This window comes from Planktotalea sp., from assembly GCF_965659345.1.
In the GTDB taxonomy this organism is placed as follows: Bacteria; Pseudomonadota; Alphaproteobacteria; order Rhodobacterales; family Rhodobacteraceae; genus Planktotalea.
Window position 1 is genome coordinate 136,995 of sequence record NZ_CBFHVK010000001.1, and the last position, 20,238, is coordinate 157,232.

22 protein-coding genes are annotated in these 20,238 nt (G+C 54.3%); all 22 read left to right on the forward strand.

Features of this window, described 5'->3' with window-relative positions; all coding sequences use genetic code 11:
• The 22 genes from ACTG3Z_RS00690 to ACTG3Z_RS00795 all read left to right on the forward strand — a co-directional run bounded on the left by ACTG3Z_RS00690 (window position 1) and on the right by ACTG3Z_RS00795 (window position 20,182).
• Window positions 1–1,542, forward strand: a complete 1,542-nt coding sequence (locus tag ACTG3Z_RS00690) for an AMP-binding protein (RefSeq protein ID WP_439140741.1) — start codon at window positions 1–3, stop codon at window positions 1,540–1,542.
• Window positions 1,539–3,143, forward strand: coding sequence for a carboxyl transferase domain-containing protein (locus ACTG3Z_RS00695; protein WP_439140742.1), 1,605 nt, complete (start codon window positions 1,539–1,541; stop codon window positions 3,141–3,143). Before ACTG3Z_RS00690 ends, ACTG3Z_RS00695 begins: the two co-directional genes overlap by 4 nt.
• A 65-nt stretch (window positions 3,144–3,208) precedes the next feature.
• Window positions 3,209–5,155 (forward strand): acetyl/propionyl/methylcrotonyl-CoA carboxylase subunit alpha, encoded by a 1,947-nt coding sequence (locus ACTG3Z_RS00700; RefSeq protein WP_439140743.1) that lies wholly within the window; start codon window positions 3,209–3,211, stop codon window positions 5,153–5,155.
• The gene (locus ACTG3Z_RS00705) at window positions 5,152–5,829 is read left to right on the forward strand and encodes a glutathione S-transferase family protein (protein WP_439140744.1); all 678 of its coding nucleotides are present in this window, start codon (window positions 5,152–5,154) and stop codon (window positions 5,827–5,829) included. Before ACTG3Z_RS00700 ends, ACTG3Z_RS00705 begins: the two co-directional genes overlap by 4 nt.
• Complete coding sequence (locus ACTG3Z_RS00710; protein WP_439140745.1) at window positions 5,826–6,695, forward strand: hydroxymethylglutaryl-CoA lyase; 870 nt, start codon at window positions 5,826–5,828, stop codon at window positions 6,693–6,695. The genes ACTG3Z_RS00705 and ACTG3Z_RS00710 overlap by 4 nt, the downstream gene beginning before the upstream one ends.
• Complete coding sequence (locus ACTG3Z_RS00715) at window positions 6,688–7,476, forward strand: crotonase/enoyl-CoA hydratase family protein (RefSeq protein WP_439140746.1); 789 nt, start codon at window positions 6,688–6,690, stop codon at window positions 7,474–7,476. Before ACTG3Z_RS00710 ends, ACTG3Z_RS00715 begins: the two co-directional genes overlap by 8 nt.
• 327 nt (window positions 7,477–7,803) lie before the next feature.
• A complete protein-coding gene (locus tag ACTG3Z_RS00720) occupies window positions 7,804–8,169 on the forward strand; it encodes an NADH-quinone oxidoreductase subunit A (RefSeq protein ID WP_439140747.1) in 366 nt (121 codons plus the stop codon).
• On the forward strand, window positions 8,169–8,693 hold the full coding sequence (locus ACTG3Z_RS00725) for a NuoB/complex I 20 kDa subunit family protein (protein ID WP_375265466.1): 525 nt from the start codon (window positions 8,169–8,171) through the stop codon (window positions 8,691–8,693). The genes ACTG3Z_RS00720 and ACTG3Z_RS00725 overlap by 1 nt, the downstream gene beginning before the upstream one ends.
• Window positions 8,694–8,715: 22 nt before the next feature.
• Complete coding sequence (locus tag ACTG3Z_RS00730) at window positions 8,716–9,324, forward strand: NADH-quinone oxidoreductase subunit C (protein WP_439140748.1); 609 nt, start codon at window positions 8,716–8,718, stop codon at window positions 9,322–9,324.
• Window positions 9,324–10,547, forward strand: a complete 1,224-nt coding sequence (locus ACTG3Z_RS00735; RefSeq protein WP_439140749.1) for an NADH-quinone oxidoreductase subunit D — start codon at window positions 9,324–9,326, stop codon at window positions 10,545–10,547. Before ACTG3Z_RS00730 ends, ACTG3Z_RS00735 begins: the two co-directional genes overlap by 1 nt.
• Before the next feature lie 86 nt (window positions 10,548–10,633).
• Window positions 10,634–11,812, forward strand: coding sequence for an NADH-quinone oxidoreductase subunit E (locus ACTG3Z_RS00740; RefSeq protein ID WP_439140750.1), 1,179 nt, complete (start codon window positions 10,634–10,636; stop codon window positions 11,810–11,812).
• A gap of 27 nt (window positions 11,813–11,839) precedes the next feature.
• The gene (locus tag ACTG3Z_RS00745) at window positions 11,840–12,784 is read left to right on the forward strand and encodes an NADH:quinone oxidoreductase (RefSeq protein WP_439140751.1); all 945 of its coding nucleotides are present in this window, start codon (window positions 11,840–11,842) and stop codon (window positions 12,782–12,784) included.
• A gap of 12 nt (window positions 12,785–12,796) precedes the next feature.
• Complete coding sequence (locus ACTG3Z_RS00750) at window positions 12,797–13,024, forward strand: DUF5337 domain-containing protein (protein WP_439140752.1); 228 nt, start codon at window positions 12,797–12,799, stop codon at window positions 13,022–13,024.
• Between the two features lie 7 nt (window positions 13,025–13,031).
• Complete coding sequence (gene nuoF, locus ACTG3Z_RS00755) at window positions 13,032–14,333, forward strand: NADH-quinone oxidoreductase subunit NuoF (RefSeq protein WP_439140753.1); 1,302 nt, start codon at window positions 13,032–13,034, stop codon at window positions 14,331–14,333.
• On the forward strand, window positions 14,330–14,659 hold the full coding sequence (locus ACTG3Z_RS00760) for a hypothetical protein (protein WP_439140754.1): 330 nt from the start codon (window positions 14,330–14,332) through the stop codon (window positions 14,657–14,659). The genes nuoF and ACTG3Z_RS00760 overlap by 4 nt, the downstream gene beginning before the upstream one ends.
• Before the next feature lie 101 nt (window positions 14,660–14,760).
• Window positions 14,761–15,201: a DUF5333 domain-containing protein gene (locus ACTG3Z_RS00765; protein ID WP_439140755.1), complete on the forward strand. Its 441-nt coding sequence runs from the start codon at window positions 14,761–14,763 to the stop codon at window positions 15,199–15,201.
• 3 nt (window positions 15,202–15,204) lie between these two features.
• The gene (nuoG, locus tag ACTG3Z_RS00770) at window positions 15,205–17,226 is read left to right on the forward strand and encodes an NADH-quinone oxidoreductase subunit NuoG (RefSeq protein WP_439140756.1); all 2,022 of its coding nucleotides are present in this window, start codon (window positions 15,205–15,207) and stop codon (window positions 17,224–17,226) included.
• Window positions 17,227–17,249: 23 nt separating this feature from the next.
• Complete coding sequence (locus ACTG3Z_RS00775; protein ID WP_439140757.1) at window positions 17,250–17,627, forward strand: hypothetical protein; 378 nt, start codon at window positions 17,250–17,252, stop codon at window positions 17,625–17,627.
• 7 nt (window positions 17,628–17,634) lie between these two features.
• Window positions 17,635–18,675: an NADH-quinone oxidoreductase subunit NuoH gene (gene nuoH, locus ACTG3Z_RS00780; protein ID WP_439140758.1), complete on the forward strand. Its 1,041-nt coding sequence runs from the start codon at window positions 17,635–17,637 to the stop codon at window positions 18,673–18,675.
• Window positions 18,676–18,678: 3 nt separating this feature from the next.
• The gene (gene nuoI / locus ACTG3Z_RS00785; protein WP_009828136.1) at window positions 18,679–19,173 is read left to right on the forward strand and encodes an NADH-quinone oxidoreductase subunit NuoI; all 495 of its coding nucleotides are present in this window, start codon (window positions 18,679–18,681) and stop codon (window positions 19,171–19,173) included.
• A complete protein-coding gene (locus ACTG3Z_RS00790; RefSeq protein WP_439140759.1) occupies window positions 19,170–19,577 on the forward strand; it encodes a carboxymuconolactone decarboxylase family protein in 408 nt (135 codons plus the stop codon). The genes nuoI and ACTG3Z_RS00790 overlap by 4 nt, the downstream gene beginning before the upstream one ends.
• Window positions 19,574–20,182, forward strand: coding sequence for an NADH-quinone oxidoreductase subunit J (locus tag ACTG3Z_RS00795; protein WP_439140760.1), 609 nt, complete (start codon window positions 19,574–19,576; stop codon window positions 20,180–20,182). The genes ACTG3Z_RS00790 and ACTG3Z_RS00795 overlap by 4 nt, the downstream gene beginning before the upstream one ends.
• Window positions 20,183–20,238: the final 56 nt, after the last annotated feature.

Sequence of the window (20,238 nt, forward strand, 5' to 3'; positions counted from 1 at the left end):
ATGTTGGTTCGTACCCTCAGCTATGATGAGATGCGCGCGCAGGTGCTTTGGGACTTGCCAGAGCGTTTGAACATGGCGCAGCAATGTCTCGCGCATCCGGCTGGTCAAATTGCGATTTATGAACTTGAGAATGGTCCGGTCACATACGGCGACCTTGAAGCAAAGAGCGTAGCACTTGCGCGTGCAATTTGCGCGTCTGGGATCAAGCGCGGGGATCGCGTTGGCGTACTAAGGTCCCAAGATGCGTGGACGGCCGCTGCGCATCTTGCGATTTGGTCCATTGGTGCAATTTCAGTTCCCTTGTTCACGCTGTTTCAGTCAGATGCGCTCGATACGCGCACAGGCGATGCAGGTGTTTCGCTGATCATCACCGATATGGAAAATGCCAAACGTCAGATGACAGCACCTGCGCTGGTTCCCGATGCTCTTGAGTTGGTATCTGGCGCGCGTTTGCAGATCGCTGATACTGCACCAAATGATCCTGCGTGTCTCATTTATACCTCTGGCACAACGGGTGCGCCAAAGGGCGCGCTGCATGGCCATAAAGTGCTCACTGGCCACCTTCCGGGGGTGGAGATGAGCCATGATTTTCTTGGTCAAACCGATGACTGTTTATGGACCCCTGCGGATTGGGCGTGGATCGGTGGCTTGTTTGATGTGCTCATGCCCGGTCTCGCCCTAGGGATTCCAGTGGTTGCAGCACGGCTGAAGAAATTCACGCCTGAGGCCTGTTGTGATGTGGTGCGTCGCGCGCCTGTAAGGAATGTATTCTTTCCACCAACGGCCCTTCGTATGCTTAAAGCCGCGAATGTTGAGATGAAGTCCCTGCGCTCTGTTGCTTCGGGCGGAGAGCCTTTGGGCGCGGAAATGCTTGAATGGGGCAGACAGGCGTTCGGGCTGACGATCAACGAATTTTACGGCCAAACCGAATGCAATATGACCGCCAGCTCGAGCAGCGTTCTTTTTGCACCGCGTCCAAACTGCATCGGCAAGCCGGCTGCTGGTTTTGAAATCGCGATTTTGGATGCGCAAGGCCAGCCAAGCTTGGAGGAAGGCGATATCGCCATTCAAAAAGGGGCGGCGTCTATGATGCTTGAATATTGGAAACGCCCTGAGGCGACACGCGAAAAGTTCAAAGGCGATTGGATGTTAACGGGCGATTGTGGCATTTGGGAACAAGGATATCTTCGTTTCGTTGGTCGCGAAGATGATGTCATCACCTCGTCAGGATATCGCATTGGCCCCGCCGAAATCGAGGACTGTTTGCTCGCCCATAATGCCGTTGCAACGGTGGGTGTTGTTGGCAAGCCAGATCCGCTGAGAACCGAAATAGTCAAAGCGTACGTTGTCCTGAAGAGCGGGATACACTCAAGTAGTGACTTGGTCATAAATCTTCAGGCGTTCGTTAAGGATCGTCTCGCAAGTTATTCTTATCCAAGAGAAATCGAATTTGTAGATCATTTGCCCCTGACGGTAACAGGCAAGGTCATCCGCAAAGAGTTAAAGGCGCGTGCATGCGCTGAATTGGAAGGTCATTCATGAAACTCACCAGTAAGGCGCTCCCAAATTCAGCGGAGTTCAAAGCAAATGTCGCGGCGCACACAGACGCGCTGGAGCAGATCGCGCAGGTTGCTCAGAGCGCCGCTCTTGGCGGACCAGAAACCTCTCGCGAGCGCCACGTTAAGCGCGGGAAGATGCTGCCGCGCGAACGCGTTGCTAATCTACTCGATGTAGGCTCGGCGTTTCTAGAGGTCGGTGCCACTGCGGCGCATGGCATGTACGATGGGGTCGCCCCAAGTGCTGGTGTGATCGCCGGTATTGGCACTGTCGAGGGCCAAGAGGTCATGGTGATCTGCAACGACGCGACTGTAAAAGGCGGGACATACTACCCGATGACCGTCAAAAAGCATCTTCGCGCGCAGGAAATTGCACAAGAGAATAACCTTCCATGTATCTACCTTGTTGATAGTGGCGGTGCGAACCTGCCCAATCAAGATGAAGTCTTTCCTGACCGTGATCACTTCGGCCGTATTTTCTACAATCAAGCGCGGATGAGCGCTAAGGGTATTCCGCAAATTGCGGCTGTCATGGGGTCATGTACTGCGGGCGGCGCGTACGTGCCCGCGATGAGCGATGTGACAATCATTGTGCGCGAGCAGGGCACTATTTTTCTTGCTGGTCCGCCCTTGGTGAAGGCTGCGACAGGTGAGGTTGTTACAGCTGAAGATCTTGGCGGTGGGGATGTTCACACACGCCTTTCAGGGGTTGCTGATTATTTGGCAGAGGATGACGCCCATGCGCTTGCCTTGGTGCGCCGTGCGGTCAGTCATTTGAACCGCAGCAAACCGGACACGGTGAATTGGCAAGCGAGCGAAGAGCCAGCATACGATCCTGACGAGCTTTTTGGTGTTGTTCCAGCGGATTTAAGGACGCCCTATGACATACGCGAGGTGATCGCACGCATCGTGGATGGGTCGCGTTTTGATGAGTTCAAACCCCGCTACGGCGAAACGTTAGTCACTGGCTTTGCGCATCTTAAAGGCTGCCCGATTGGCATAATCGCTAACAACGGTGTTCTGTTTTCCGAAGCGGCTCAGAAAGGTGCCCACTTTGTGGAGCTATGTTCGCAACGCAAAATCCCGTTGGTGTTTTTGCAAAACATCACAGGCTTTATGGTGGGGCGTAAGTATGAAAATGAGGGGATCGCACGACATGGCGCTAAGCTTGTGACGGCGGTTGCGACAACCTCGGTTCCCAAGATTACGATGCTCGTGGGGGGCTCTTTTGGTGCGGGAAATTATGGTATGGCGGGACGCGCTTACCAGCCGCGCTTTTTGTGGACATGGCCCAATAGTCGGATTTCTGTGATGGGCGGCGCGCAAGCGGCGGGTGTTCTTGCAACTGTGAAACGTGACGCCATCGAGCGTAAAGGCGGAACGTGGTCAGAGCAGGAAGAGGCGCTGTTCAAGCAGCCAACTATTGATATGTTCGAAGAGCAAAGTCATCCGCTTTATGCGTCTGCGCGACTTTGGGATGATGGAATTATCGATCCGAGGAAAAGTCGCGACGTTTTATCACTGAGCTTATCAGCCGCGCTGAACGCACCGATTGAAGAGACACGCTTTGGCGTGTTTCGAATGTAGGTCAATCTTGATGTATTACATTCATATCGCCACGTTAGTATATGATTTTAAATTGGAAATAAAAAATGTTTGATGCCATACTTGTCGCCAATCGGGGTGAAATTGCATGCCGTGTTATACAAACTGCGCAAGCGCTTGGCGTGCGATGTGTTGCGGTATATTCTGATGCTGACGCCTCTGCGCGACATGTGCAAATGGCAGATCAGGCTGTACATATTGGTGGGTCCGCACCTGCTGAGAGTTACCTTCGCGCTGATGTCGTTATCAAAGCTGCGCTTGATACAGGCGCTCAAGCGATCCATCCCGGATATGGCTTTTTATCCGAAAATCCTGAGTTCGTCGAAGCGGTTGAGGCCGCAGGCGTGACGTTTATCGGACCAAGTGCTCATGCAATCCGCTCTATGGGATTAAAAGACGCGGCTAAGTCATTGATGGAAACAGCGGGCGTCCCTGTTGTTCCAGGATATCACGGGGCGGACCAAAGCGACGATCTATTGGCTGAGAAAGCGATCGAGATTGGGTATCCTGTCTTGATCAAGGCGGTTGCCGGTGGTGGCGGTAAAGGTATGCGTCTTGTTGAAAGCGAGGGTGCCTTTGTTGCTGCGCTGGAAAGTGCGCGATCCGAAGCGAAAACCGCATTCGGAAATTCTGATGTCCTTGTTGAGAAATTCGTAACCAAGCCGCGTCATATAGAGATCCAAGTGTTTGGCGATGGCAAAGATGCGGTGCATTTGTTCGAGCGTGATTGCTCGCTTCAGCGACGCCATCAAAAGGTGATTGAAGAAGCGCCTGCTCCGGGGATGAGCGCTGAAGTACGCGCTGCCATGGGAGAGGCGGCTGTGCGCGCGGCGAAGGCGATCAACTACTCTGGCGCGGGGACGGTTGAGTTTATCGTTGATGGGTCAGATGGCCTGCGTGAAGATGGTTTTTGGTTCATGGAAATGAACACGCGCTTACAGGTTGAGCATCCAGTGACGGAGGCGATCACAGGCGTGGATCTTGTGGAATGGCAATTGCGCGTCGCTGCGGGTGCATCTTTGCCTAAGTCACAAGAAGAGCTGACGATTGAGGGGCATGCCTTCGAAGCGCGCCTGTATGCGGAAGATGCGGCGCGTGATTTTCTGCCGGCTACGGGGCGTTTGACCCATTTGATGTTCCCAAATGATGTGCGGGCTGACACGGGTGTGCGCAGCGGTGATGACATCAGCCCTTTTTATGACCCGATGATTGCGAAAATTACGGTGCATGGCCCGACACGCGCCGTTGCATTGAGCAAACTTCGAAGTGCTTTGGCGCAAACCGAAGTCGCAGGGACCGTGACCAACCTCAATTTTTTACATGCTCTCGCGTGTCACAAAGGGTTCGCAAGCGGAGAGGTGGACACTGGCTTGATTGGGCGTGATCAAACAATGCTCACGGAGGCAAAGCCCCTGTCGGCGGAGATTTTGGCCTGTGCTGCAATCAGTGCCGCTGAGCTAGACAAAGCAAAGTCGCAGCTTGGGTTTTCACTTTGGCAACCGCTTGCCCGTCGAATTGTTTTGGCGCAGGACCAAGAACATTTCATCTGTGTTTTGCGGTTTGTGACATCCACTCAGGTCGAGGTGGAAACACCCATGGGGCAGGTCATGGCTATTTGGCAAAATGGCGCATGGATGAGCAAAGGATCGCCAGCTCTACGTGCGACCAAGCTAAGCGATCAGGTGCATGTCTTTGGCCCAGACGGTGCGTCGTTCACGCTCTTTGATCCGCTACAACAAAGCAGTGGAGCAAGTGGTGATACGAATGTTGTTCTGGCACCGATGCCCGGTGTCGTGAAGTCAGTGCTTGTGAAAAACGGACAAAAAGTGACTCTTGATCAGTCATTGTGCACCCTTGAGGCCATGAAAATGGAACATTCCTTGCTTTCACAGCGTGTTGGAGAAGTTGCCGAGGTTTACGTCAGTGAGGGCGATCAAGTTGAGGCAGGTGCGGCACTTATTCGGCTTGCGCCGCAAGAGAGTGATACAGAATGAAGCAGATCATTTTACATCATGCGCCACAAACTCGGTCGATGCGTAGCCTATGGTTGCTGCACGAGTTGGGCGTGCCGTTTGAAATCGCGCGTCAAGGGTTTGACAAGAGCTTACGCGATCCGACCTACTTGAAGCTATCGCCGGCAGGACGTGTGCCTGCACTTGAGATCGACGGACAACGCATGTTCGAGACCGGCGCAATCACAGAGTATTTGTGTGAACGGTTTCCCGAAGCTGGATTAGGGCGCGCTGTTGGGTCGAGCGAGCGCATGATGTGGCTTGTTTGGGTGCATTTTGCGGAAACTATTAGCCAGCATCTTGCTGCGCTGACGCAGCAGCATTTGGTACTACGCGATGACAATATGCGCAGCGCCGCGGTGATGAACCTTGAAGCTGCGCGGCTTGGCAAATGTTATGATGCGCTGGAGGCTCAATTGCAAAGCACGAAAGAAAGCTGTGGAATGCTTTTGGCGGGTGGGTTCTCTGCTGCGGACATATCTGTGGGGCAGGCGGTTTACTTGGGGCAAAGGTTTCGCAAATTGGATCAGCATCCGGCGGTTGCCATATGGTTCGCGCAACTTGAAGCGCGCGCAGCATATCAGGCGAGCCTGCCAAAAGAGGACGAAGTGCTTTACACCAAAGACTTCTATCCTGCGTGGGAGATGCCGACATGAGCGAAACGGTCGAGCTTTTTGAGGTTGGGCCGCGTGACGGGCTCCAGAATGAAAAGGCACTGATCTCTGCTCAGGACAAGATCGCTTTGGTTAATCTGCTAAGTACGGCAGGGTTTACACGGATCGAGGTTGCAAGCTTTGTCAGCCCCAAATGGGTCCCGCAAATGGCAACGAGCGCTGAGGTACTTGCAGGTATCGCGCGTGCGCCGTCGGTATCTTATGCGGCGCTGACCCCTAACATGCGTGGTTTTGATGGGGCGATGAGCGCGCGCGCAGACGAAGTGGCAATTTTCGGGTCTGCGAGCGAAGGGTTCTCAAAGGCGAACATCAACGCAAGCATTGCCGATAGCCTGGAACGATTTGCGCCAGTTGCTGCGGCAGCGAAAGCCCATGGCATTCCAGTACGAGGCTATATCTCCTGCACTATAAATTGTCCTTATGACGGCCCGACATCGCCGGAACAAAGTGCGCGGATCGCGAAAGCGTTGCATGATATGGGATGCTACGAGCTTTCGCTCGGTGATACGACGGGGCACGCCTACCCAGACGAAATCACCGCAATGCTGCGAGCTGTCAAAGCTGCGGCGCCAAAAGCAAAGCTTGCGGGGCACTATCATGACACGAGCGGGCGTGCCTTGGCCAATATCGAAGCGTCGCTTGCGGAAGGGGTGCGCGTCTTTGATACATCTATCGGCGGTCTTGGCGGATGCCCTTATGCGCCCGGTGCATTGGGAAATGTCGCGACAGAGAGTGTTGCAGCGCGATTGGAAACACTGGGGTACACCACAAATCTTAATCCAGCGGTGCTAGAACGTGCCGCGAAGATGGCGCTTGGGTTGCGCGGCAAAGGGCAAGGTGATGTTTGAAACAATAAAACTAAGCACTGATGAGCGCGGTGTTGCACAGCTTGTTCTGGCGCGCGCGGACAAACATAACGCGATGTCCGAGCAAATGCTTGATGATTTGCTCGCAGCAGCGCAACAAATTGCGACAGATCGGGCGATCCGTGTTGTTGTCCTTAGCGCAGAAGGAAAGAGCTTTTGCGCAGGCGGTGATCTGGCGTGGATGCGCGCGCAAATGGATATGGACCCAAAGACGCGCAGCGCACAGGCCGCAAAGCTGGCGTACATGTTGCAAGCGCTCGATACGTTGCCGCAACCGCTTATCGGGCGCATCCATGCAAATGCATTTGGCGGCGGCGTTGGCCTTGCCAGCGTGTGCGACATCGCGATTGGAGTTGAGGGTGCGCTGATGGGCCTGACTGAAACACGTTTAGGCCTGATACCTGCAACGATTGGTCCTTATGTCGTTGCGCGAATGGGCGCTGCAAATGCGCGGCGCGTTTTCATGTCTGGACGACGATTTGAGACGCATGAAGCGCAAAATTTGGGTTTGCTCGCTAAGGTCGTCCCATTAGATGCGCTCGACGCCGCGATTGAGGCAGAGGTCACCCCATATCTATCTTGCGCGCCCGGCGCTGTTGCTGATGCCAAGGCTTTGGTGCGTGCACTGAGCAACCCTATCGATGAAAGAACGATCGAGCATACGATTGACGCGCTTGCGCAACGTTGGGAAAGCCCTGAGTCGCTTGAAGGCATCAGCGCGTTTTTTGAAAAGCGCGCGCCGGATTGGGCGGGGCAGCCGTAAAAACACCAGCGCGCAACCACTTATTCGTGTGATCACTACCAGAGCATGGAATCGTGCGTCTTGAGGCGTTGAGTCCCTCACTTGTGATCACAAATTGCCAGCAGTTATGTGAGTTCGTCGCATTGGATTTGACACGTTTTTTGTCGTTCTGACGAAAAATCTATAAAAACAAGGGGCTTGCGCGGCTGTTAGCCTTATCAATTCTTGTATTGCTGGAGTTGACCCTCTGAGCACGGCTCGGTACACCCCGAATGAGCCAAACTAGCCATTTGAGCGCGCCGAGCTTAAAAGACGAAGCGCGCGCGAGACCGAAGGGAACCATTCTTCGTGGAAGACATTGCAAGAGAATACCTCCCCATCATTATTTTCCTGGCCGTTGCCATTGGTTTGGGCCTTGTCCTGATCCTTGCCGCAATTGTTTTAGCCGTGCGCAATCCAGATCCTGAGAAGGTGTCGGCCTATGAATGCGGATTTAACGCATTCGATGATGCACGGATGAAGTTTGATGTGCGGTTCTACCTGGTGTCCATCCTGTTCATTATTTTCGATCTCGAGATCGCCTTTTTGTTTCCTTGGGCTGTGGCCTTTAAAGATGTGAGCATGGTTGGTTTCTGGTCGATGATGGTCTTTCTCGCAGTGCTGACTGCTGGGTTTGCGTACGAGTGGAAAAAAGGAGCGCTCGAATGGGAGTGATGACTGGAACAGCCACTGCAGGTGGTGATCGTGACCATGGCACAGCCGCGCTGAATGCTGAGCTTGCTGACAAAGGCTTTCTGCTGACGTCAACGGATGACATCATCAACTGGGCGCGCACTGGCTCGCTACACTGGATGACGTTTGGTTTGGCGTGTTGTGCGGTTGAGATGATGCATACCTCCATGCCTCGTTATGACTTGGAGCGTTTCGGAACTGCGCCTCGCGCGTCCCCACGTCAGTCAGACCTGATGATCGTGGCTGGCACATTGACCAACAAGATGGCGCCTGCACTTCGCAAAGTTTACGATCAGATGCCAGAGCCGCGCTACGTGATCTCTATGGGGTCCTGCGCGAATGGCGGTGGCTACTACCACTATTCATACTCCGTCGTGCGCGGCTGCGATCGCATCGTACCTGTTGATATTTATGTCCCCGGTTGCCCGCCCACGGCAGAAGCATTGCTTTATGGCATCATGCAATTGCAGCGTAAAATGCGCCGCACCGGAACAATCGCGCGCTAAGGCGCGCCTCTAGGAGACTGTCATGAGCGCAGCGCTGGAAGAGCTAGGAACCCACATCGCACTCAAACGCCCTGATTGCGTTTTGAGTTGGGCAATTGAGCAGGGCGAGTTGAATGTGACCGTCGCGCCATCCAACATCGTCGACTTGGTTGAGTTTCTAAAGACCGATTCAAGCTGCAAGTTTTCGAGCTTGGTGGATATTACCGCAGTGGATTATCCAGAGCGTGGCAAGCGTTTTGATGTCGTTTATCACTTCTTGTCGATGTATATGAACCACCGGATCCGCCTTCGTGTACAAGTGCGCGAAGATGATATGGTGCCATCCATTGTTGACGTGCACCCCAGTGCCAATTGGTTCGAGCGTGAAATCTACGACATGTTTGGCCTCTTGTTCTCAGGCCATCCAGACCTGCGCCGCATCCTGACGGATTATGGTTTCCGCGGGCATCCTTTGCGCAAGGATTTCCCAACAACGGGTTACACTGAAGTACGTTACGACGAAGTCGAAAAGCGCGTTGTGTATGAGCCTGTGAGTTTGGTGCAAGAATACCGACAGTTTGATTTCATGTCCCCGTGGGAGGGCGCGCAATACGTGCTGCCGGGTGATGAAAAGACGGAGGAAGCGAAATGATGGACGGCTCCAAATTCGACGACAACTCTGTAGACGCGCTCTCTGGCGAGCAGAAAATCCGTAACTTCAACATCAACTTCGGCCCGCAGCACCCTGCGGCGCACGGGGTTCTACGTTTGGTTCTCGAACTCGATGGTGAGATCGTAGAACGCTGCGATCCGCATATCGGCCTGCTGCATCGCGGCACTGAAAAGCTGATGGAAAGCCGCACGTACCTGCAAAACCTGCCATATTTTGATCGTCTTGATTACGTGGCCCCGATGAACCAAGAACACGCTTGGTGCCTTGCGATTGAAAAGCTGTGCGACATCGAAATCCCGCGCCGTGCCTCGCTGATCCGCGTACTTTATTCCGAAATTGGCCGCGTGCTGAACCACCTGTTGAACGTCACAACACAAGCGCTCGACGTTGGCGCGCTCACGCCACCGCTCTGGGGTTTTGAGCAGCGCGAACAGTTGATGATCTTCTATGAACGCGCCTGCGGGGCCCGCCTTCACGCAGCGTACTTCCGCCCTGGTGGCGTGCATCAGGATCTGCCAGATGCTCTGCTTGACGATATCGAAGCGTGGTCTCATGAATTCCCGAAGTTCATGGACGACATGCATGGCCTGTTGACCGAGAACCGTATCTTCAAACAGCGTAACGCGGATATTGGCGTCGTCACTGAAGAAGACATCCTGAACTACGGCTTCTCTGGTGTTATGGTGCGTGGCTCTGGCTTTGCGTGGGATTTGCGCCGCGCACAGCCCTATGAATGCTACGATGAATTTGAGTTCCAGATCCCCGTTGGCAAAAACGGCGATTGCTATGATCGCTACCTCTGCCGCATGGAAGAGATGACGCAATCGGTCTCAATCATCCAGCAAGCCATTGCCAAACTGCGCGAAGAGCCGGGCGATGTCATGGCCCGTGGTAAGCTTACGCCACCGAAACGCGGTGACATGAAAACCTCGATGGAAGCGCTCATTCACCACTTCAAGCTCTACACCGAGGGCTTCCACGTGCCAGCGGGCGAAGTGTACTGCGCGGTTGAAGCCCCTAAAGGCGAGTTCGGCGTTTACTTAGTGGCGGACGGGTCGAACAAACCCTACCGCTCCAAAATTCGCGCGCCGGGTTTCTTGCATTTGCAAGCGATGGATCACATCACGGTGGGCCACCAGCTCGCCGATGTGGCCGCGATCATCGGCACTATGGACGTCGTTTTCGGCGAAATTGACAGGTAACTGATGATGCGCCTTGCCCTTCCTCTTTCTAAAAATATCCCCGCCGGAGGCTCCAACGCCTGCCTCGGATCTAAAGGGTCGTACTAATGCTCCGCCGCCTTCACAAAGACCAACCCGACAGCTTTGCTTTCACCCCCGCCAACCAAGCATGGGCCGAAGCGCAGATCACGAAATACCCAGAGGGTCGCCAAGCCTCCGCGATCATCCCGCTTTTGTGGCGTGCGCAAGAACAAGAGGGCTGGCTCACACGTCCAGCGATTGAGCATATTTCAGATATGCTTGGCCTTGCCTACATTCGTGGCCTCGAAGTGGCGTCCTTCTATTTTATGTTCCAGCTACAGCCTGTCGGCTCTGTGGCACATATTCAGATCTGTGGTACATTATCTTGCATGATCTGTGGTGCCGAAGATCTTGTTGCCGTTTGCAAAGAGAAAATCGCTGACAAGCCACATGTTCTAAGTGCAGATGGCAAATTTTCATGGGAAGAAGTGGAGTGCCTCGGGGCCTGCGCAAACGCGCCGATGGCTCAAATTGGCAAGGACTATTATGAGGACCTCACAACAGCAGGCTTGAGCCAGCTGCTTGATGATATGGCGGCGGGTACAGTTCCGACACCGGGTCCGCAAAATGGCCGGTACTCTTGTGAGCCTTTGTCTGGTTTGACCAGCCTTAAAGAGTATGAAAGCGGTAAAACACAATACAATGCCTCGGCTCAGCTCGCGAGCGATATCGGCGATACGATCAAACCTATTGATGGATCTGAGGTGCCACTTCTTGCGCCTTGGCAGGGCAAAACAACGGCTAAACCTGCCACTAAAGCGAAGCCAGCTACTGCGAAAAAAGCTTCTGCGCCAAAGCCAGCAGCAAAAAAGGCAGCTGATGCATCCGGTGTGACCAAACAAGAAGCGATAGCAAAGTCCAAAGCCAAGCCCGCTACAAAAACATCGACAGCAGAAGACGCTGCCAGCGTAAGTGCGGGCAAAAAGCCAAGCACTTTGACCGCTGCGCGCGAAACGGGTGCGGATGATCTGAAAATGATCAAAGGGGTTGGTCCGAAAATGGAAAAGCTGCTTAACTCGTTGGGCTTTTTCCACTTCGATCAGGTCGCAAAGTGGACCGATGAAGAAGTCGCATGGGTCGATCAAAATCTTGAAGGATTCAAAGGTCGCGTAAGCCGTGACAATTGGGTGGCGCAGGCCAACGTGCTTGCAAACGGGGGCGACACAGAATTTGCATCCCGTGTAAAAAAAGGAAGCGTCTACTAATGCTTCTTAAATCCTGGGAGAGTCACAATGAGTGATATTAAGAAAAATTCCACCTGCCAAATCGGGTGCTGGGCAATGGCAGCGGTCGCTGGCTTGCTGACGTTTGTAATGCTTTTGACGGTCGGAGAATACACCTTCATGCCTGCCGCCTTTTTGGGCGCTTTGGTGTTTGTGTTGCTGGGCCTCGTATTCAGCTGGCTATTTTGCACACCTTTGCCTGCAGCCGGCGCTAAATCTGCAGACAGTGCGTCACAGTCTTCGACGACATCGGGTTCCACTGGATCCAATGTAGGTGCGAGCGCAGCCGTAGCCGCAGGTACATCAGCCGCAGTCGCGAGCACGTCAGCGTCCGGCAGCGCAAATGCTGCAGCAGACACAGCGGCGGCCGACAAAGCAGCAGCCGACGCTGCGGCGGCGGACAAAGCAGCAGCCGACAAAGCAGCAGCGGATAAAGCAGCAGCGGATAAAGCGGCGGCAGACAAAGCGGCGGCGGACAAAGCTGCAGCCGATAAGGCCGCAGCAGACAAAGCGGCGGCTGAAAAAGCAGCTTCTGAACAGGCAGCAGCCAAGAAGACAGCTGCCGCAGAGAAGAAAGCAGCGAAGGCCGCAGCAGACAAAGCAGCAGCCGATGCAGCCGCAGGTGAAGACTTTGATGGTGACGGCGTTCGCGAAGGAGCGGATGAGGGCACCAAGCCAGCAACGCTTACAGCCGCGCGCGAAGGCGGTGCGGACGATTTAAAGCGCATCAAAGGTATCGGGCCAAAGCTTGAAAAGCTTTGTAACTCCATGGGCTTTTTCCACTTCGATCAGATTGCTGCGTGGACCGCTGACGAACTTGCGTGGGTGAATTCAAATCTAGAAGGGTTCAAAGGTCGCGCGACGCGGGACGAATGGGTTGCACAGGCCAAACTTTTGGCGGCGGGCGAGGACACTGAGTTCTCTAAGCGTGTCGACAAAGGTTCGGTTTACTAAGGAAATATTCCAATGGGCCAGGACACATCAGAAGAAGCATTGGCGAAAAAAGGGCGCATGGTCGCACTTGTCATCGCTGGATCGATGCTCTTTTGGATCTTGGCCCAATGGATCGGACCTCAGCTTGGCATGCCGGGCAGGTTCGCTCTACTCATCGACTTTGCCGTCCTTGCGGCGCTCGTTTGGTCGATGGTTGTGACGTATCAAATCTGGCGTGCGCGTCAGGACACGAAAGGATGATCATAAGATGCTAGCCGATCAGGATCGCATTTTTACCAATCTCTACGGCATGCACGACCGCACCTTGAAGGGTGCGCAAGCGCGTGGACATTGGGATGGCACAGCCAAGATCATCAAGAACGGTCGCGATTGGATCATCGATCAGATGAAAGCATCGGGCTTGCGTGGCCGTGGTGGTGCGGGTTTCCCAACGGGTCTCAAGTGGTCCTTCATGCCAAAGGAAAGCGACGGGCGTCCTGCGTATCTTGTGGTGAACGCTGATGAATCCGAGCCAGGCACATGTAAAGACCGCGAAATCATGCGCCATGATCCGCACACATTGGTAGAGGGTTGCTTGATTGCGAGCTTCGCTATGAATGCCAATGCCTGCTATATTTATATCCGCGGCGAATACATCCGCGAAAAAGAAGCACTTCAAGCCGCGATTGACGAAGCTTATGAAGCGGGTCTCGTTGGTAAAAACGCCTGCAAATCCGGTTGGGATTTCGACATTTACCTGCACCATGGGGCAGGGGCGTATATTTGCGGCGAAGAGACGGCACTGCTTGAAAGCCTTGAAGGCAAAAAGGGCATGCCGCGCATGAAGCCGCCTTTCCCTGCGGGTGCGGGTCTTTATGGTTGCCCGACAACTGTGAACAACGTTGAATCCATCGCCGTGGTGCCGACGATCTTGCGCCGTGGTCCTGAGTGGTTCGCGGGTTTTGGCCGCGCGAACAACGCAGGCACAAAGCTTTTCGCGATTTCTGGTCACGTGAACAACCCATGTGTCGTCGAAGAGGCGATGAGCATCTCGTTCGAAGAGCTGATCGAAACCCATTGCGGTGGTATCAAAGGCGGCTGGGACAACCTGAAAGCGGTTATTCCGGGTGGTTCTTCTGTGCCTTGTGTGCGCGGCGAGAAGATGCGCGATGCGATCATGGATTTCGATTACTTGCGCGGCGATCTTGGCTCTGGCCTTGGCACTGCGGCGGTGATTGTGATGGATAAAGACACCGACATCATCAAAGCAATCTGGCGTTTGGCTAAGTTTTATAAGCATGAAAGCTGTGGTCAGTGTACGCCCTGCCGTGAAGGCACGGGTTGGATGATGCGCGTGATGGAGCGCCTTGTTAAAGGGGACGCTGATCCGGCTGAGATCGATATGCTTTGGGATGTGACGAAGCAAGTTGAGGGCCATACGATTTGTGCGCTTGGCGATGCTGCGGCTTGGCCGATCCAAGGTTTGATCAACAATTTCCGCGACGAAATTGAAGATCGCATCAAAGCGCAAATCACTGGCAAAACAACGCGCGCGGTGGCAGCGAAGTGATCCGTACCGCGTTCATATGTAGTGTCGCGCTTGTCGCGTTGATGGGGTGCACAGACCCATCGCGTCAGGTGTTGTTTGATGGCTTGCAGTTCAATGGCCGCACAAGCGTCGACAAAGAAGATAAGCGCAATTTTGTAGCGACGGCCTCTCCGGTCAGTCAGAGCTTAGAGGGCGCGCGCGAAGCGGCGCGTTTTGAAGGCACAAGCTACTGCGTCCGTAAATATGGCCGCTCTGACATCGAGTGGGGCGCAAGCCCTGACGCTGAAGCAACAGCGCTTAACATTGTCGATGATGTTCTGACTGTCCAAGGGCGGTGCGTAGAATGATAAAAACCAATAGAAATAGGGATGTTATTGCATATCAAACCGCCCCTTGCGCAAGTCTGGGTCACGGTTTGGCACATGTTCAAACCGCGAGAGCAGTTTGCATGACAGGAGATACATCCATGCTATTCAATCAACCTTTGATCCGTCTCTTCACAGCAGCTTTTGTCGCTGCGTCCCTTTTGTCGTCCACGCCGGTTTTTGCCGCGGGTCTGCAAAATGAGACTAAGATTAACAATGGCCTGTTGGCGGTCGGTATCGCTGACGAAATTCGCAACCGCTGCGACAGCATCAGCGCGCGCACCTTTACCGCGCTCGGTTTTCTCAATTCGCTGAAACGCGAAGCACGTGCCAAAGGCTATTCGAACGACGAAATCAATCGATACACCAAAAGCAACACGGAGAAAGCCAAGATGCGCAAGCGCGGCGAGGCCTATCTCGCGCAAAATGGTGCTTCCACAACTGACGCCGCGTCCATGTGCCGTTTGGGCCGCGCAGAAATCGCAAAACGCAGCCAAATTGGCGTTCTTCTAAGAGCAAGGTAGAACATGTCCGACCTACGCAAGATCATCATCGACGGAAACGAAGTCGAAGTAGACGGGGCGATGACCCTTATTCAGGCCTGTGAAGAGGCGGGGATCGAAATTCCCCGTTTCTGTTATCACGAGCGCCTGACGATTGCCGGCAACTGCCGCATGTGTCTTGTTGAGGTCGTGGGTGGTCCGCCCAAGCCTGCCGCTTCCTGCGCGATGCAGGTGCGTGACCTGCGCCCCGGTCCAGAAGGTCAGCCCCCTGTGGTCAAGACTAACTCGCCCATGGTGAAAAAAGCGCGCGAAGGCGTGATGGAGTTCTTGCTGATCAACCACCCGCTCGATTGCCCGATTTGCGATCAGGGGGGCGAGTGCGACTTGCAGGATCAAGCGATGGCTTACGGCGTCGACTTCTCACGCTTCCGCGAACCAAAGCGCGCGACGGATGATCTGGATCTGGGACCACTCGTAGAAACCCACATGACACGCTGCATTTCTTGCACGCGCTGTGTGCGCTTCACGTCTGAGGTCGCGGGTATAACGCAGATGGGCCAAACAGGTCGCGGTGAAGACGCCGAAATCACGTCTTATCTGGGCGAAACGCTGGACAGCAACTTGCAGGGCAATATCATTGATCTGTGCCCTGTTGGGGCTTTGGTGTCCAAGCCTTACGCGTTCACCGCGCGTCCTTGGGAACTGACCAAGACAGAATCCATCGATGTGATGGATGCGCTTGGCAGCTCTATTCGTGTGGACACGAAAGGTCGTGAAGTGATGCGCATGTTGCCACGCAACCATGATGGCGTGAACGAGGAATGGATTTCCGACAAAACCCGTTTTGTTTGGGATGGCCTGCGCCGTCAGCGCCTTGATCGCCCCTACATCCGTGAGAACGGCAAGATGCGTCCTTCTAATTGGGGCGAAGCGCTTGGCGCTGCGGCTGCTGCGATGAAGGGCAAGAAAGTTGCGGGCCTTGTTGGTGATCTCGTGCCAGTCGAAGCGGCTTTCGCGCTTAAACAAATGGTTGAAGGCATGGGTGGCAACGTTGAGTGCCGCACTGACAAGGCGAAGCTGCCTGCTGACAATCGCTCTGGCTATGTCGGTACTGCGAAAATCGAAGATATCGACGACGCTCAGATGATCTTTATCATCGGCGCGAACCCAGTGATTGAAGCGCCGGTTTTGAATGCGCGTATCCGCAAGGCTTGGACAAAAGGCGCGACAGTCGCGTTGATTGGTGAGCCGGTTGATCTGACATATGATTACGTTCATCTCGGTACGGATCGCGCAGCGTTGCAAAAGATCGCCGATATGGATCATTCCGACAAGCACGGCAAAGCTGGCGTGATGATCGTCGGCCAAGGCGCGTTGCAAGAAGCTGATGGCGAAGCGGTGCTTGGCACGGCGATGGCGACAGCGGAAGCAGGCGAGTCGAAATTCATGATCTTGCACACAGCCGCAGGGCGTGTTGGTGCGATGGACGCGGGCTGCGTTACCGAAGGTGGTGTCGAAGCTGCGACGAAAGATGCAGAGGTGATTTACAACCTCGGTTCTGACGAAGTGGACATCGACGCGGGTGCCTTCGTGATTTACCAAGGCAGCCACGGCGATCGTGGCGCGCATCGTGCTGATATCATTCTGCCGGGTGCTGCCTATACGGAAGAGCAGGGGCTCTTCGTGAACACCGAAGGGCGTCCGCAGCTTGCGATGCGCGCTGGCTTTGCACCGGGTGAAGCGAAAGAGAACTGGGCGATCTTGCGTGCTTTGTCCGCAGAGCTGGATGCGAAACTTCCTTACGACAGTCTCGCTGCATTGCGCACAGCTTTGGTGGCAGAGGTTCCGCATCTCGCAGAGATCGACGAAGTGCCTGAGAACGAGTGGACCCCACTTCCGGCAAAAGCGATGGGCACAGCGGATTTCCGCAATGCGATCAGTGATTTCTACCTGAGCAATCCGATTGCACGCGCGTCTGAATTGATGGCAGAGCTTTCAGCCAACGCGAAAGCGCGCCGCGACGCAGATAAGATCGCAGCGGAGTGAGATCAGCGGCGATCATATCCCCCATGGCGCTGGCGATTGCCAGCACCGTCTCTGGTTGCGAGCAGCAAGCGGGCGATAGGCCTGCGCCGTTCAAACCAGATTACGAAGGTGTGCAAACACGTCTTCTGGATGGGGATTTGGTGAGCTTTCAAGTGAAAATGAAGGGCGCGCGCGACAATTCTGACGTAGATGCCTACGCCGAATGCGCGGCTGCGCAGTACGCGCTGATCCGTGGCTACGGATTTGCACGACATTTACGAACAAACGTTGCCGAAGAGGGTGGCACATGGGTCGGGGATGCTGTTTACACCATCTCGCCAGCGCTCCCGCGTGGGCTGAAAACGATTGACGCTGAAGTCACCGTTTCTGCCTGCAACGAGAACAAGATACCGACGGTGTGAGGACCTAATGTACGACTTTTTCACCACCACAACATTGGGCATGGGCCTGACAATCGTTGGGCAAATCTTCTTGCTCGTGATCCCTTTGCTGCTCGCGCTTGCATTCTTGATGTATGCGGACCGCAAAATCTGGGCTGCTGTGATGATGCGCCGTGGACCAAACGTCGTTGGCGTCTTTGGATTGCTGCAAAGTTTCGCGGACTTTTTGAAGTACATCGTTAAGGAAGTTGTCTTCCCTGCGGGTGCGGACAAAGCAGTGTTCCTGATGGCGCCGATGGTCACTTTAGTGATGAGCTTGATCGCTTGGGCGGTAATCCCGTTCAACGAAGGTTGGGTATTGTCGGAGATTAACGTCGCGATCCTTTATGTTTTTGCTGTTTCCTCTCTTGAAGTTTACGGCGTGATTATGGGGGGCTGGGCATCCAACTCGAAATATCCGTTCCTTGGCTCACTGCGTTCCGCTGCGCAGATGATCTCTTATGAGGTCTCTATCGGTTTGATTATTATCGGTATTATCCTGTCCTCAGGTTCAATGAACTTTGGTGCCATCGTGGCGGCACAGGATAGCGACTATGGTTTGCTCAGCTGGTATTGGCTGCCGCATTTCCCGATGCTCGTGCTTTTCTTTATCTCGGCGCTCGCTGAAACGAACCGTCCACCATTCGACCTTCCCGAAGCGGAATCAGAATTGGTGGCGGGCTATCAGGTTGAATATTCCTCGACGCCGTTCCTGCTCTTCATGATCGGTGAGCTTGTCGCCGTCGTTCTCATGTGCGCGCTGATCTCGCTGATGTTCTTTGGTGGATGGTTGTCGCCAATCCCAGGTTTGCCAGACGGCATCTTCTGGATGGTGAGCAAGATGCTTCTGGTGTTCTTCTTCTTCTCCATGGTGAAGGCGATCACACCGCGCTACCGCTATGACCAGTTGATGCGGATTGGCTGGAAAATCTTCCTGCCACTCAGCCTTCTTTGGGTCGTGTTCGTCGCATTCGCTGCAAAATTTGGATGGTTCTGGGGCGTTTACGCGCGCTGGACAGTAGGGGGTTAACCAATGGCTGACTTCGATTATGGCCGCGCGGCCAAGTACTTCCTTCTCGCAGACTTTGTGAAAGGTTTCGGCCTTGGTTTGCGCTATATGTTCGCGCCGAAAGTGACGCTGAATTACCCGCATGAGAAGGGGCCACTGTCCCCACGTTTTCGGGGTGAGCATGCGCTGCGTCGCTATCCCAACGGGGAAGAGCGTTGCATCGCCTGCAAGCTTTGCGAGGCGGTTTGCCCCGCACAAGCGATCACCATTGATGCGGAACCGCGCGATGACGGCTCACGCCGCACGACGCGTTATGACATCGACATGACGAAGTGCATTTATTGCGGTTTCTGCCAAGAAGCTTGCCCTGTGGATGCGATTGTCGAAGGTCCGAACTTTGAATTTGCCACCGAAACCCGTGAGGAGCTGTTCTACGACAAGGACAAGCTGCTCGAAAACGGCGATCGTTGGGAAGCGCAGATTGCGCGCAACCTCGAGATTGATGCGCCTTACCGATGACTGATGCGAACAACCCCTTTGCCATGATGATGGCCCAAGCTCAGGAGATGGCGAAAGCTTTCAACCCTGCGTTTGCTGGTGCGTCGACGCAGGCGATGGAAAAACTTTGGCCGACGATGACGAAGGACATGATGGAAATGTCGTTTGGCAAAGGCGCGTCTAAGGAAGGGTTGGACGCCAAAACGCGGCTTTTGTTAACCCTTGCTGGCTTGACCATGCAGGGCGCGCAGAATGAAACGCAGATTAGAATGACCGTGCGCCACGCTGTCGAGGCAGGTTCAACAAAAGATGAAGTGACTGAAAGCATTGCACAAATGTCGATGTTTGCCGGTCTCCCCGCCATGACCCGCGCGATGGAATTCGCGAATGAGGTTTTGCAAGATAGCAAGGAAGCGCAAACATGAGCGTCGCTGTATTTACCTTTTACTTGTTCGCGATCTGCACGATCACGGGTGGCTTGTTTACGGTGATTAGCCGTAATCCAGTACATTCGGTTTTATGGTTGATCCTCGCGTTCTTGTCCTCTGCTGGCGTGTTCGTTTTGCTTGGCGCAGAGTTCGTGGCGATGTTGTTGATCATCGTCTACGTCGGCGCGGTCGCAGTTTTGTTCTTGTTTGTGGTCATGATGCTCGACATCGACTTTGCAGAGTTGAAAGCAGAAATGGCGAAGTACATGCCGCTGGCCTTGCTCATTGGCCTTGTCTTGTTGATGCAATTCACAATGGCCTTTGGTGTTTGGGAAAGCAGTGAGCAAGCAGAAGGCTTGCGCGATGCTGTTACGCCAACAGATGCGCATAACACTGAGGCGCTGGGGCTGTTGCTCTATGATAAGTACTTCCTGATTTTCCAATTGTCCGGCCTTATCCTGTTGGTTGCGATGATCGGTGCGATTGTTCTGACACTGCGCCACCGTACGGATGTGAAACGCCAAGACGTGATGGCGCAGATGCACCGTGACCCGGCGACGGCGATGGAGCTGAAAGACGTGAAACCGGGGCAGGGGCTTTAGGCTGCTGATCCGCACTAAATATTAAGCCTGCATGGGCAAACACTGGCGATAGCCAT

Excerpts from the sequence above, each read along its gene's own strand:
- ACTG3Z_RS00690 (WP_439140741.1), top strand. The coding sequence starts at position 1 with ATGTTGGTTCGTACCCTCAGCTATGATGAGATGCGCGCGCAGGTGCTT.
- ACTG3Z_RS00695 (WP_439140742.1), top strand. The coding sequence starts at position 1,539 with ATGAAACTCACCAGTAAGGCGCTCCCAAATTCAGCGGAGTTCAAAGCA.
- ACTG3Z_RS00700 (WP_439140743.1), top strand. The coding sequence starts at position 3,209 with ATGTTTGATGCCATACTTGTCGCCAATCGGGGTGAAATTGCATGCCGT.
- ACTG3Z_RS00705 (WP_439140744.1), top strand. The coding sequence starts at position 5,152 with ATGAAGCAGATCATTTTACATCATGCGCCACAAACTCGGTCGATGCGT.
- ACTG3Z_RS00710 (WP_439140745.1), top strand. The coding sequence starts at position 5,826 with ATGAGCGAAACGGTCGAGCTTTTTGAGGTTGGGCCGCGTGACGGGCTC.
- ACTG3Z_RS00715 (WP_439140746.1), top strand. The coding sequence starts at position 6,688 with ATGTTTGAAACAATAAAACTAAGCACTGATGAGCGCGGTGTTGCACAG.
- ACTG3Z_RS00725 (WP_375265466.1), top strand. The coding sequence starts at position 8,169 with ATGACTGGAACAGCCACTGCAGGTGGTGATCGTGACCATGGCACAGCC.
- ACTG3Z_RS00730 (WP_439140748.1), top strand. The coding sequence starts at position 8,716 with ATGAGCGCAGCGCTGGAAGAGCTAGGAACCCACATCGCACTCAAACGC.
- ACTG3Z_RS00735 (WP_439140749.1), top strand. The coding sequence starts at position 9,324 with ATGGACGGCTCCAAATTCGACGACAACTCTGTAGACGCGCTCTCTGGC.
- ACTG3Z_RS00740 (WP_439140750.1), top strand. The coding sequence starts at position 10,634 with ATGCTCCGCCGCCTTCACAAAGACCAACCCGACAGCTTTGCTTTCACC.
- ACTG3Z_RS00745 (WP_439140751.1), top strand. The coding sequence starts at position 11,840 with ATGAGTGATATTAAGAAAAATTCCACCTGCCAAATCGGGTGCTGGGCA.
- ACTG3Z_RS00750 (WP_439140752.1), top strand. The coding sequence starts at position 12,797 with ATGGGCCAGGACACATCAGAAGAAGCATTGGCGAAAAAAGGGCGCATG.
- nuoF (WP_439140753.1), top strand. The coding sequence starts at position 13,032 with ATGCTAGCCGATCAGGATCGCATTTTTACCAATCTCTACGGCATGCAC.
- ACTG3Z_RS00765 (WP_439140755.1), top strand. The coding sequence starts at position 14,761 with ATGACAGGAGATACATCCATGCTATTCAATCAACCTTTGATCCGTCTC.
- nuoG (WP_439140756.1), top strand. The coding sequence starts at position 15,205 with ATGTCCGACCTACGCAAGATCATCATCGACGGAAACGAAGTCGAAGTA.
- ACTG3Z_RS00775 (WP_439140757.1), top strand. The coding sequence starts at position 17,250 with ATGGCGCTGGCGATTGCCAGCACCGTCTCTGGTTGCGAGCAGCAAGCG.
- nuoH (WP_439140758.1), top strand. The coding sequence starts at position 17,635 with ATGTACGACTTTTTCACCACCACAACATTGGGCATGGGCCTGACAATC.
- nuoI (WP_009828136.1), top strand. The coding sequence starts at position 18,679 with ATGGCTGACTTCGATTATGGCCGCGCGGCCAAGTACTTCCTTCTCGCA.
- ACTG3Z_RS00790 (WP_439140759.1), top strand. The coding sequence starts at position 19,170 with ATGACTGATGCGAACAACCCCTTTGCCATGATGATGGCCCAAGCTCAG.
- ACTG3Z_RS00795 (WP_439140760.1), top strand. The coding sequence starts at position 19,574 with ATGAGCGTCGCTGTATTTACCTTTTACTTGTTCGCGATCTGCACGATC.